The sequence below is a fragment of the Streptomyces turgidiscabies Car8 genome (genome assembly GCF_000331005.1).
In the GTDB taxonomy this organism is placed as follows: Bacteria; Actinomycetota; Actinomycetes; order Streptomycetales; family Streptomycetaceae; genus Streptomyces; species Streptomyces turgidiscabies.
In genome coordinates this window covers 1-9740 of the sequence record NZ_AEJB01000657.1, presented here as the reverse complement: position 1 = coordinate 9740, position 9740 = coordinate 1, and the positions used below count along the sequence as shown (strand labels likewise).

13 protein-coding genes are annotated in these 9740 nt (G+C 70.4%); 7 read left to right on the top strand and 6 right to left on the bottom strand.

What is annotated here, in order from left to right; all coding sequences use genetic code 11:
• The coding region (locus STRTUCAR8_RS46105) for a hypothetical protein (protein ID WP_006383414.1) at positions 1-251 on the bottom strand (251 nt) is incomplete at its 3' end.
• A 163-nt stretch (positions 252-414) separates the two neighbouring features.
• Between STRTUCAR8_RS46105 and STRTUCAR8_RS46100 the strand changes: the two genes are divergently transcribed.
• Positions 415-780 carry a hypothetical protein gene (locus tag STRTUCAR8_RS46100; RefSeq protein WP_006383416.1) on the top strand — a complete coding sequence of 122 codons (366 nt, stop codon included), beginning with the start codon at positions 415-417 and terminating at the stop codon, positions 778-780.
• An 82-nt stretch (positions 781-862) separates the two neighbouring features.
• On the opposite strand, the gene rsrA is transcribed toward STRTUCAR8_RS46100, so the two are convergent.
• The 4 genes from rsrA to STRTUCAR8_RS46080 all read right to left on the bottom strand — a co-directional run bounded on the left by rsrA (position 863) and on the right by STRTUCAR8_RS46080 (position 3577).
• Positions 863-1156, bottom strand: a complete 294-nt coding sequence (rsrA, locus tag STRTUCAR8_RS46095; RefSeq protein ID WP_006383419.1) for a mycothiol system anti-sigma-R factor — start codon at positions 1154-1156, stop codon at positions 863-865.
• On the bottom strand, positions 1153-1833 hold the full coding sequence (sigR, locus tag STRTUCAR8_RS46090; protein ID WP_044474046.1) for an RNA polymerase sigma factor SigR: 681 nt from the start codon (positions 1831-1833) through the stop codon (positions 1153-1155). The genes rsrA and sigR overlap by 4 nt, the downstream gene beginning before the upstream one ends.
• A gap of 255 nt (positions 1834-2088) precedes the next feature.
• Positions 2089-2760 carry an alpha/beta hydrolase family protein gene (locus tag STRTUCAR8_RS46085; RefSeq protein ID WP_006383408.1) on the bottom strand — a complete coding sequence of 224 codons (672 nt, stop codon included), beginning with the start codon at positions 2758-2760 and terminating at the stop codon, positions 2089-2091.
• Between the two features lies 1 nt (position 2761).
• The gene (locus STRTUCAR8_RS46080) at positions 2762-3577 is read right to left on the bottom strand and encodes an SOS response-associated peptidase (protein ID WP_044474045.1); all 816 of its coding nucleotides are present in this window, start codon (positions 3575-3577) and stop codon (positions 2762-2764) included.
• A gap of 284 nt (positions 3578-3861) precedes the next feature.
• Between STRTUCAR8_RS46080 and STRTUCAR8_RS46075 the strand changes: the two genes are divergently transcribed.
• From STRTUCAR8_RS46075 to STRTUCAR8_RS46060, 4 genes are all read left to right on the top strand, one after another.
• Positions 3862-4584 carry a M50 family metallopeptidase gene (locus tag STRTUCAR8_RS46075; RefSeq protein WP_006383409.1) on the top strand — a complete coding sequence of 241 codons (723 nt, stop codon included), beginning with the start codon at positions 3862-3864 and terminating at the stop codon, positions 4582-4584.
• A 143-nt stretch (positions 4585-4727) separates the two neighbouring features.
• Entirely contained in the window at positions 4728-6077 is a 1350-nt protein-coding gene (gene aroA, locus STRTUCAR8_RS46070) for a 3-phosphoshikimate 1-carboxyvinyltransferase (RefSeq protein ID WP_006383418.1), read from the top strand.
• 16 nt (positions 6078-6093) lie between these two features.
• Positions 6094-7104: a ribosome small subunit-dependent GTPase A gene (gene rsgA, locus STRTUCAR8_RS46065; RefSeq protein WP_006383420.1), complete on the top strand. Its 1011-nt coding sequence runs from the start codon at positions 6094-6096 to the stop codon at positions 7102-7104.
• A 104-nt stretch (positions 7105-7208) separates the two neighbouring features.
• Positions 7209-7532 carry a DMT family transporter gene (locus tag STRTUCAR8_RS46060; RefSeq protein WP_006383410.1) on the top strand — a complete coding sequence of 108 codons (324 nt, stop codon included), beginning with the start codon at positions 7209-7211 and terminating at the stop codon, positions 7530-7532.
• Positions 7533-7558: 26 nt separating this feature from the next.
• On the opposite strand, the gene STRTUCAR8_RS46055 is transcribed toward STRTUCAR8_RS46060, so the two are convergent.
• Positions 7559-8188, bottom strand: coding sequence for a TetR/AcrR family transcriptional regulator (locus STRTUCAR8_RS46055; RefSeq protein ID WP_078507523.1), 630 nt, complete (start codon positions 8186-8188; stop codon positions 7559-7561).
• A gap of 204 nt (positions 8189-8392) precedes the next feature.
• On the opposite strand from STRTUCAR8_RS46055, the gene hisN reads away from it, so the two are divergent.
• Together hisN and STRTUCAR8_RS46045 are read left to right on the top strand one after the other, a co-directional pair.
• Positions 8393-9193, top strand: coding sequence for a histidinol-phosphatase (gene hisN / locus STRTUCAR8_RS46050; RefSeq protein ID WP_006383422.1), 801 nt, complete (start codon positions 8393-8395; stop codon positions 9191-9193).
• A gap of 132 nt (positions 9194-9325) precedes the next feature.
• Positions 9326-9730: a CBS domain-containing protein gene (locus STRTUCAR8_RS46045; RefSeq protein WP_006383417.1), complete on the top strand. Its 405-nt coding sequence runs from the start codon at positions 9326-9328 to the stop codon at positions 9728-9730.
• Positions 9731-9740 lie beyond the last annotated feature (10 nt).

The window sequence follows — 9740 nt, the reverse complement described above, 5'->3', positions numbered from 1 at the left end:
ACCGTCAGCAGGACCTGATGGCGGCGCACGCTGGTCGTGACGACGCTCTCCAGCTCACCCTCGGCGCCCGCCCGGCCCAGCCGTTCGGCGACGAGGGCGGCGAACTCGGAGCTCTCCGAACCGTCCCCGGCCTCGGTGGTGTCCCCCGCCACTCCGTAGGTGAGGCCGGTGACGGCGTCGACGAGGGCGACACCGGTGACGCCGGGGGAGTCGAGGAACCGGGCCAGTGAAGCCTCAACTGCCGTCGACATTTCGCCATTCCCCCTTCACGTACGACCGCTGCGCAGTACTTTGAGCGACAACTTTCGTAACGCACGCCAAAGTTGATGTTTTGTGACCCGCAAGTCGCTTGAGTTCGATCGTAGTTGCACGGACAGCGACCGGTCAGCGTCACTGAGGAATTGGGGCAGCAGAATGAACATCGAGACAGCGCTCAAGGAAGCCATGACCGTGGACGGGGCGCTCGGAGTGGCGCTCGTCGACTACGACAGCGGTATGTCCCTCGGTACCCTCGGCGGCGGCCCGGGCCTCGACCTGGAGCTCGCGGCGGCGGGAAACACCGAGGTCGTACGGGCGAAGATGCGCACGCTGGCCTCGCTGGACATGGATGACAGCATCGAGGACATCCTGATCACGCTGGGCAGGCAGTACCACCTGATCCGCCCGCTGGCCAGCAGCAAGGGCGCGCTCTTCCTGTACGTCGCGCTCGACCGGTCGCGCAGCAACCTGGCGCTGGCCCGGCACAGCCTGAAGCGGATCGAGAACGGCCTGGACATCTGAGGTCCCGGCCCCGAACCGGCGGAGAAACGGCGATCGGCCCCGCTCTCGCGGGGCCGACGACGTCTGGCGGTGTCCGGCGGTGTCAGCTCTCGGCAGCCACGTCGTGGTCGGGCACGGCCTGCCCGGAGCGGATCATGTCGAGCCGCCCCATGACCTTCGCGCGCAGGTCGGTCGGCACGTCGTCCTGACCGCAGCAGCGCTTGACGAGTTTCTTCACCGCCTGTTCGAGACCGTACTTCTCCAGGCACGGAGAGCACTCGTCGAAGTGGACCTCGAACTTGGTGCAGTCCGAGTCCGGCATCTCCCGGTCGAGGAACTCGTAGAGATGATCGAGTACTTCACTGCAGTCCGTCTCGTGCGGCTCTCCGCAGCTCATGAGCCCGAACCTTTCGCTTCGTTCGACTCTCCGGCACCGGCCGGGACGAGGCCACGGTCACGGGCGTAGTCCTCCAGCATGCCGCGCAGCTGACGACGGCCGCGGTGCAGCCGGGACATCACCGTACCGATGGGTGTCCCCATGATGTCCGCGATCTCCTTGTACGCAAAGCCCTCTACGTCCGCGAGATAGACCGCGATCCGGAATTCCTCCGGGATGGCCTGCAGCGCTTCCTTGACGTCCGAGTCGGGCAGGTGGTCGAGCGCCTGCGCCTCGGCGGAACGCAGACCGGTCGACATGTGCGACTCGGCACGCGCGAGCTGCCAGTCCTCGATCTCCTCGGCAGCGCTGCGCTGGGGCTCGCGCTGCTTCTTGCGGTACGAGTTGATGAACGTGTTCGTGAGAATCCGGTACAGCCACGCCTTGAGGTTGGTGCCCTCACGGAACTGGTGGAAGGACGCGTACGCCTTGGCGTACGTCTCCTGCACCAGGTCCTCGGCGTCGGCCGGATTGCGTGTCATGCGCAGCGCGGCCGAGTACATCTGGTCGAGGAATTCGAGCGCGTCCCGTTCGAAGCGCGCACTGCGCTCGGCGGTCGACTCACTCCTGCCCGGACCCTCGGGCTGCTCCGCCTGGCCGTGTTCGGTCCCTGCGTCGGTCCCAGTGACCGGACCCACCTCCTCCAACGACGTGGCGGGACCGAAACCGATCCCACTCGAATCGGAGGATAGACGAACATCGTGTCCGCCCGCCGCCCGAATAGGGGCGGTCTTCGACGCGTGCAGCACCGTCCAGTCCAGGTCAGCGCTGCTGCGGCGATTCGGGCAGATGGTCGAACCCATGCGGCGGACTTCCTCTCGTACGAACGGTCACCCCACGTTCGTGGTGTCTGATCCGCACAACAGTGGCCCGCCGCCCGGCATTCCCGGCCCTCACCCGAGCGACGGCCGGAGTGACGCGATCCACTCCACGACCCGGCCCGTGATCACCGCCGCCACGTCCTCCGGCCCGACGGGTGCCCGTTTCGGCACGGCGAAACCATGATCGCCGTACGGCACCTCCACCAACTCGTACTCCCCCGGCGGGAACTCGGCCGGTTTCCCGAACGGATCGTTGCCGCCCTGGACGACGAGGGCGGGCACCCCGGCCCCGAGCAGTTCGGCGGCCCGCGACTTCTCGGGCCTGCCCGGCGGGTGCAGCGGGAAGGAGAGCGCGAGCACGGCCACCGCGCCCAGTTCCCCGGCCGTACGGCAGGCCACGCGGGCTCCGGCGCTCCGCCCGCCCGCGATCACCGGCAGCCCGGGCTTCGCGAGCGCGGGCCAGATTCCCCGCCACCCCGCGTCCAGGGTCTTCGGCGCGGGTGCCAGCTTCTTTCCGGCCACCCGCCAGGGCTGCTCGACGAGCGCCACGGTGACATCGTGCGCGGGCAGCTCCCCGGCGAGCGCCTGGAGGTCCCGGGCCTCGATGCCCCCGCCGGCGCCGTGACTGACGGCCAGGACGAGCCGGGGCCGAGCGGCGCGACGCCAGGTGACGCGGGCGGTGCCCACGTCGGTCTCGACGGTTTCGACGGACTCGACGACCTTGGTGGTGTTCTCGGTGCTCACGTCAGAAGAGTGTGCCCTCCTCGGGCCCCTCCAGCTCGGTCAGCAGCTCCGGTCCGTTGTTGCGGACGTTGCTGACGGCCGTGGAGACGGGGTAGGCGCGCAGCAGCCCGGCGGGCGGCGGCGTGAGCAGTCCGCGCAGTTCGTCCACCTCCGTACGGGCCGGATCGAGCCAGGCGTCCCAGTGGTCCGGGGTGAGCATCAGCGGCATCCGGGGATGGATGTCGGCCAGAGCACGCGGGCCCTCGGCGGTGGCCGCGGCGAGCGGGGAGGTCTCGGCCTCGGTGGTGATGACCGAGCAGGTCACCCACCAGGCCAGCGGGTGCTCGTCGGGCAGGGTCCGGTCCCGCCAGAACTCGTACAGGCCCGCCATCGCGAAGACCGACCCGTCGGCGGGCGTCACGAAGTACGGCTGCTTGCGCGGTCGCTTCTTCTTGCCCTCGACCTCCAGCTCGCGCTCACCGGCCGCGGTGACCCACTCGTAGTAGCCGTCGGCGGGCAGGATGCAGCGCCGGGTGGTGAAGGCACGACGGTACGAGGGCTTCTCGTGGACGGTCTCCGCGCGCGCGTTGATCATGCGGGCGCCACCTTCGGGCGTCTTGGCCCAGGACGGGACGAGCCCCCACTTGAGCTTCCGCAGCTGCCGCACCGGTTTCGGGTCCTCGGCGTCCTTGAGGGGACGGTCGAGGACCGCGTAAACCTCTTTGGTCGGTGCCACGTTGTAGTCGGGGGCGAGTGTCTCCTCGGGCTCCCAGTGCTCGACCTCGAACACTCCCGCGAGATCCTCGGGCGCCCGACTCGCCGCATACCGTCCGCACATCTTGAACCACCCCTCCGACCTGGCGACCCAGTCTCGCAGGTCGTTCCCGCCAGTTTGCCGCCTCCGGGGGCCCGCTCGTACCGCGGTGGCGACCTCTGTCGTCCCCGCAGCCGGAACGAAAGAGCCCGGACATCGGATCACCCCGGATCACTCCGAGGCTCTCGGACCATGACCTGCGCGTTCGCCTCAGGAACGATCGCCGCCACCCCGGCGTCACAGCTATCGGCCGTACGTACGTGCCACACTGCCTGATTCGACGCGACGCTAGGGAGCCTCCGCAGACCATGACCAGCACCGCATCCACCTCGCTGGCCGGCCTCTGGGACGAGATATTCGGCAGCCAGCCCGACCCCGACCTGTGGGTGGTGATCGCGACGATGGTGGCCGCGCTCGCCGTGATCGTCCCGCATCCCCTGTGGCGCCTCTCGCGCAACGCGATCACCATCGCGCACGAGGGCGGCCACGGTCTGGTCGCGCTGCTGACCGGCCGCACCCTCACCGGCATCAGGCTGCACTCCGACACCAGCGGCCTCACGGTCAGCCGGGGCAAGCCGCACGGCCTCGGCATGATCCTCACGGCCGCCTTCGGCTACACCGCTCCCCCGCTGCTCGGCCTCGGCGGCGCCGCCCTCCTCGCCGCCGGCCACATCACGGCCCTCCTGTGGCTGGCCACGGTTCTGCTGGTGGCGATGCTGGTGATGATCCGCAACGCGTACGGCGCCCTCACGGTGTTCGTCACCGGCGGCACCTTCGTGGTCGTGTCCTGGCTCGCCGGCCCCCAGATCCAGGCGGCGTTCGCCTACGCGGTCGTGTGGTTCCTGCTCCTGGGCGGGGTCCGTCCGGCCTTCGAACTCCAGGCCAAGCGCAGAAGGGGCGGAGCGGGCGACTCGGACGCGGACCAACTGTCCCGCCTGACACACGTACCGGCGGGCCTGTGGCTCTTCCTGTTCCACGCGGTGAGCCTGTGCTCACTGATAGGCGGCGGCAGGTGGCTGCTGGACGTGTGAGCCGGGGCCTGGAGGGATGACGCGCCCCGCAGGGGCAGCGTCTTCAGGGGCGCGGGGCTGTGTCTCTTTGCGGCTCCGCCGCGGGGCGCGACCAGCCACAACGCACCCGCACCCGAACCACCACCGACTACTAAAGTGACCCTATGGCCCCGAACCCCGCAGACACCGCCCTCTGGCCCGCCCCGCACGCGACCGGAGCCGTCGACGCGACGGTCCACGTGCCCGGCTCCAAGTCCGTCACCAACCGCGCCCTCATCCTCGCCGCCCTCGCCTCGGAGCCCGGCTGGCTGCGCCGCCCCCTCCGTTCCCGCGACACCCTCCTGATGGCGGGCGCCCTGCGCACGATGGGTGTCGGCATCGAGGAGACGGTGTCGTCGAGTTCCTCCGTCGCGGGAGGCCCGGAAGTCCCCGGCGGCTCCGGCGAGGCCTGGCGCGTGATCCCCTCCGGTCTGCACGGCCCCGCCACCGTCGACGTCGGCAACGCCGGCACGGTGATGCGCTTCCTGCCCCCGGTCGCCTCCCTCGCGGACGGCCCCATCCGCTTCGACGGCGACCCGCGTTCGTACGAGCGTCCGCTGCACGGCGTGATCGACGGCCTGCGCGCCCTCGGCGCCCGCATCGACGACGACGGCCGCGGCGCGCTCCCGCTGACGGTGCACGGCAGCGGCGCCCTCGACGGCGGCCCGGTGTCGATCGACGCGTCCTCGTCCTCCCAGTTCGTGAGCGCCCTGCTGCTCTCCGCCCCGCGCTTCAACCAGGGCGTGGAGGTCCGCCACACCGGCGCGACCCTGCCCTCGCTCCCCCACATCCGGATGACCGTCGACATGCTGCGCGCGGTCGGCGCCCAGGTGGACACCCCCGAGTCGGGCGGCGAGCCGAACGTCTGGCGGGTCACTCCGGGCGCCCTGCTCGGCCGGGATCTGACCATCGAGCCGGACCTCTCCAACGCCCAGCCGTTCCTGGCGGCGGCCCTGGTGACCGGCGGCAGGGTCACGATCCCCGACTGGCCGGCCCGCACCACCCAGCCCGGCGACCGGCTCCGCGAGATCTTCACGGAGATGGGCGGTTCCTGCGAACTCACCGAGTACGGGCTGGAGTTCACGGGCTCCGGGTCGATCCACGGCATCGACGTGGACCTGAGCGAGGTCGGCGAGCTGACCCCGGGCATCGCGGCGGTCGCGGCCCTCGCGGACTCCCCGTCCACCCTCACCGGGGTGGCCCATCTGCGCCTCCACGAGACGGACCGCCTGGCGGCCCTGACCAAGGAGATCAACGAACTCGGCGGCGACGTGACCGAGACGGCCGACGGCCTGCACATCCGCCCGCGCACCCTGCACGGCGGCACCTTCCACACGTACGAGGACCACCGAATGGCGACGGCCGGCGCGATCATCGGTCTGGCGGTGGAGGGCGTACGGATCGAGAACGTGGCGACGACGGCGAAGACCCTCCCGGACTTCCCCGATCTGTGGGCCGGAATGCTCGGGAACTGACGGGCGGACCGGAATCATGCGCCGCTACGGCAAGAACACCGACGAGGACGACATCCGCTCCCGCCCGAACCGCAAGGGCAACCGACCCCGTACGAACATCCGCCCGAAGCACGAGGACGCGGCCGACGGCATGGTCCTCACCGTCGACCGGGGCCGGCTGACCGTCCTGGTCAACGACCGGATCGTCATGGCGATGAAGGCCCGTGAGCTGGGCCGCAAGGCCGCGGTGGTCGGCGACCGCGTGGCCGTCATCGGTGACCTCTCCGGCAAGAAGGACACCCTCGCCCGTATCGTCCGCATCGGGGAGCGCACCTCACTCCTGCGCCGCACGGCGGACGACGACGACCCCTACGAGCGGGTGGTCGTGGCCAACGCCGACCAGCTGGCCATCGTCACCGCCCTGGCCGACCCGGAACCCCGCCCCCGTCTGATCGACCGCTGCCTGGTGGCGGCGTACGCCGGCGGCCTGACCCCGCTCCTGGTCCTGACCAAGTCGGACCTGTCCCCGCCCGACAAGCTCCTGGAGCTGTACGGCGCCCTGGACATCCCGTACGTCGTCACGAGCCGCCCGGAGCTGGAGAGCGGGGCCGCCGTGGCCCGGGTACGCGAGCAACTGGACGGCAAGATCACGGCGTTCGTCGGCCACTCGGGCGTCGGCAAGACGACCCTGGTCAACGCCCTGGTGCCGCACGACCAGCGGCGCTCGACAGGACACGTCAACGCGGTGACCGGCCGGGGCCGGCACACCACCACCTCCGCCCTCGCCCTGCCCCTCTCGGGCGACGCGGGCTGGGTGGTCGACACCCCGGGCGTACGTTCGTTCGGGCTGCACCATGTCGACCCGTCCCTCGTGATCCACGCCTTCCCCGACCTGGAACCGGGTACGGAGGGCTGCCCGCGCGCGTGCAGTCACGACGAGCCCGACTGTGCGCTGGACGAGTGGGTGGAGAAGGGGCACGCCGACCCGGCGCGGCTCTACTCCCTGCGGCGGCTGCTGTCGACGAGGGAGCGGACAGAGGGCGACTGACCTCCGCGTTGTTTGGCCGCCGCGAGAGTCGGTAAGTGCATAATCGCACCCAGCCGGATCCGAGCGTGACGAAGCGGTCGACGTGGTACACGGGAGGACAAGACATGGCGTGGCTGCTGGTCGTTGTGGCGGGACTCCTGGAAACCGGCTTCGCCGTCTGCCTGAAGCTGTCCCACGGCTTCACCCGTCTGTGGCCGACGGTCGCGTTCTGCGTCTTCGCCCTCGGCAGCTTCGGCCTGCTGACGCTCTCCCTGAAGAAGCTCGACGTGGGCCCGGCGTACGCGGTGTGGACCGGCATCGGCGCGGCCGGCACCACGATCTACGGGATGGTCTTCCTGGACGACCTGGTGTCCGTCCTGAAGATCGTCTCGATCAGTCTGGTGATCATCGGCGTGATCGGCCTGCAACTGTCGGGCTCGTCCCACTAGCCGCACCGGGCGGCAGGCTCCACCCCTCAGTTCCACACAGCGGCGCCCGAGGGCTGTAACACGCTCCGTACGAGGTCGGCGACACCACCCTCCCCCGGGGGCGCGGCGACGCAGGACAGGGCGAGCCTGACGGCCAGTTCGCAGGTACGGGACATCTCGGCGACGTCCGACTTGGCCGTGCCGGCGCCGGACAGCACGCTCACGGCACGGTCCCGGACGAGCGCCACGAAGTCACCGGGCGACGGCAGCGGCCCATCGGCCCGCCGCTGCGCGGGCACCACGGCGGCGGACGGCACGGCGGACAGGGTCGGCGAGGGCAGCCGTTCGCTCCAGCAGCCGGTCAGCAGGGCCCGCACCAGAACGCTGTCGCGGGCGGCCGACGCGGTCCACTCGGCGGCCGCGGTGAGCCGCTCCCGCGCTCCGGCACCCGGGTCGGCGGGCCCGGTCAGCGCCCGCTCGACGCCCGCGAGATAGCCGTCGGCCTCTCTGCGGACCAGGGCCCGGGCGAGCCCCTCCTTGCTGCCGAACTCGTTGTACAGCGTCTGCCGGGACACTCCGGCCGCCGCCGCGACGTCGACCATGCGCACCGTGGACCACGGACGACGTGCGAGCGCCGTGTATGCGGCGTCCAGCAAGGAATCCCGCGCTGCAGGCATCATCCGCCTCCCAGGGCCGAGCGGCTCTGGGCCCAGGTTTGACGCGCACGGAGTCACTGTCAAGGGTTCACGACAGCGCCGGGGGGCGCGTATCGACATTCGCACCCCCAGGGCCGGGGGCATCGGCAGCACCGGTCAACCAAGGGCAATCGCACCCGCTGCCCCCTGTAGCCCTGCGACAGCCTCGAAAGATACGGTTCGCCTATGCCCGACTATCTCGATGACCTGCGCCTTGCCCACGTCCTCGCGGACGCTGCCGACGCCACGACAATGGGCCGGTTCAAGGCACTCGACCTCAAGGTCGAGACGAAGCCGGACATGACGCCGGTCAGCGAGGCGGACAAGTCGACCGAGGAACTGATCCGGGGCCAGTTGCAGCGCGCCCGCCCACGCGACGCGATCCTCGGTGAGGAGTACGGCGTCGAGGGCACCGGCCCGCGCCGCTGGGTGATCGACCCGATCGACGGCACCAAGAACTACGTCCGCGGGGTGCCCGTCTGGGCCACGCTGATCTCCCTGATGGAGGCGGGCGAGGGCGGCTTCCAGCCGGTGGTCGGCCTGGTCTCCGCCCCCGCTCTCGGCCGCCGCTGGTGGGCGGCGAAGGGCCACGGCGCCTTCACCGGCCGCAGTCTCTCCTCGTCGTCCCGGCTGCGCGTCTCGAACGTCTCGAAGATGACGGACGCGTCGTTCGCGTACTCGTCACTCACCGGCTGGGAGGACCGCGGTGCGCTGGGCGGCTTCCTCGACCTCACCCGCGAGGTGTGGCGCACGCGCGCGTACGGCGACTTCTGGCCGTACATGATGGTCGCCGAGGGCTCGATCGACATCTGCGCCGAGCCGGAACTCTCCCTGTGGGACATGGCGGCCAACGCGATCATCGTCACGGAGGCCGGCGGCACCTTCACCGGCCTCGACGGCCGTCCAGGCCCCCACAGCGGAGACGCGGCGGCATCCAACGGCCACCTGCACGACGAGATGCTGGGCTACCTGAATCAGCGCTACTGATCCTGCCCACGCCCCCTTGTTGACCGTCGCTTTACCTGCCACTCTGAAGTTCCCCCCACTTGTGAACTTGTGAAACACTGAACAAGGCAAGCGAAACAGGGGCGGGAACTCTCTAGGAGGTGGCTCCACCCCATGCTCGTACGCGACGCCATGAGCTCCGTGGTCCTCACCATCGGCCCCGATCACACACTCCGCCAGGCAGCCACACTGATGGCCGCGCGGCGGGTCGGTGCGGCGGTGGTCCTCGACCCGGACGCCGGCGGGATCGGCATCCTGACCGAACGCGACATCCTCAACTCCGTAGGCCTCGGCCAGAGCCCCGACACGGAACGCACCCACGCCCACACCACCGACGACGTCGTCTTCGCCGCCCCCTCCTGGACCCTGGAGGACGCCGCGCACGCGATGGCCCACGGCGGCTTCCGCCATCTCATCGTCCTGGACGGCGGCGAGCCCGTGGGCATCGTCTCGGTCCGCGACATCATCCGCTGCTGGGCCCCGGTCCGACTCTCCGCGCGCCAGCACGCGACCGCCTGACCGGGAAAAC

Coding starts and splice junctions, on each gene's coding strand:
- STRTUCAR8_RS46100 (WP_006383416.1), top strand. CDS start 415: ATGAACATCGAGACAGCGCTCAAGGAAGCCATGACCGTGGACGGGGCG.
- rsrA (WP_006383419.1), bottom strand. CDS start 1,156: ATGAGCTGCGGAGAGCCGCACGAGACGGACTGCAGTGAAGTACTCGAT.
- STRTUCAR8_RS46080 (WP_044474045.1), bottom strand. CDS start 3,577: ATGTGCGGACGGTATGCGGCGAGTCGGGCGCCCGAGGATCTCGCGGGA.
- STRTUCAR8_RS46075 (WP_006383409.1), top strand. CDS start 3,862: ATGACCAGCACCGCATCCACCTCGCTGGCCGGCCTCTGGGACGAGATA.
- aroA (WP_006383418.1), top strand. CDS start 4,728: ATGGCCCCGAACCCCGCAGACACCGCCCTCTGGCCCGCCCCGCACGCG.
- rsgA (WP_006383420.1), top strand. CDS start 6,094: ATGCGCCGCTACGGCAAGAACACCGACGAGGACGACATCCGCTCCCGC.
- STRTUCAR8_RS46060 (WP_006383410.1), top strand. CDS start 7,209: ATGGCGTGGCTGCTGGTCGTTGTGGCGGGACTCCTGGAAACCGGCTTC.
- STRTUCAR8_RS46055 (WP_078507523.1), bottom strand. CDS start 8,188: ATGCCTGCAGCGCGGGATTCCTTGCTGGACGCCGCATACACGGCGCTC.
- hisN (WP_006383422.1), top strand. CDS start 8,393: ATGCCCGACTATCTCGATGACCTGCGCCTTGCCCACGTCCTCGCGGAC.
- STRTUCAR8_RS46045 (WP_006383417.1), top strand. CDS start 9,326: ATGCTCGTACGCGACGCCATGAGCTCCGTGGTCCTCACCATCGGCCCC.